This is a genomic window from Actinophytocola glycyrrhizae, assembly GCF_042653545.1.
Classification (GTDB): Bacteria; Actinomycetota; Actinomycetes; order Mycobacteriales; family Pseudonocardiaceae; genus Actinophytocola; species Actinophytocola glycyrrhizae.
In genome coordinates this window covers 1-705 of record NZ_JBHSIS010000037.1, presented here as the reverse complement: position 1 = coordinate 705, position 705 = coordinate 1, and the positions used below count along the sequence as shown (strand labels likewise).

1 protein-coding gene is annotated in these 705 nt (G+C 63.8%); it reads right to left on the bottom strand.

Annotation, left to right across the window (positions count from 1 at the left end; genetic code table 11):
- The coding region (locus tag ACFPCV_RS38840) for an IS630 family transposase (RefSeq protein ID WP_378062598.1) at positions 1–705 on the bottom strand (705 nt) is incomplete at both ends.

Sequence of the window (705 nt, the reverse complement as noted above, 5' to 3'; positions counted from 1 at the left end):
TCTTGGTCCAGATGAACGGTCGTGGGTGGGTGTTCCAGTCAGCGATCCAGGCGCGGATGTCTTTCTCCAGCGCCTGGACGCTTTTGTGGGCGCCGCGCTTGATCTTCTGGTCGGACAGGAACCCGAACCAGCGTTCGACCTGGTTGATCCAGGACGAGCCGGTGGGGGTGAAGTGCATGTGGAACCGGGGATGGCGGGCCAGCCACGCCTTGATGGCCGGGGTCTTGTGGGTGCCGTAGTTGTCACACACCAGGTGGATGTCCAACTCGGCGGGCACGGTCTTGTCGATCGTGACCAGAAACTTGCGGAACTCGGTGGCGCGGTGCTTGCGGTGCAACTCGCTGATCACGGTGCCGTCGGCGATGTTGAACGCGGCGAACAGGCTGGTGATGCCGTTTCGGGCGTAGTCATGGGTGCGTCGCTCGGGCATGCCCGGCATCATCGGCAGCACCGGCTGGGAGCGGTCCAGGGCTTGGATCTGGGACTTCTCGTCCACGCACAGCACCACCGCCCGCTCGGGCGGATTGTGGTACAGGCCCACAACATCCACGGTCTTCTCGATGAACAACGGGTCGGTCGAGAGCTTGAACGTCTCCGCCACGTGGGGTTTGAGCCCAAAATCACGCCAGATCCGCCCGATCGTCGACTTCGACAACCCCGACCGCTGCGCCATCGACTTCCGCGACCAATGCGTCGCGTCCCGCG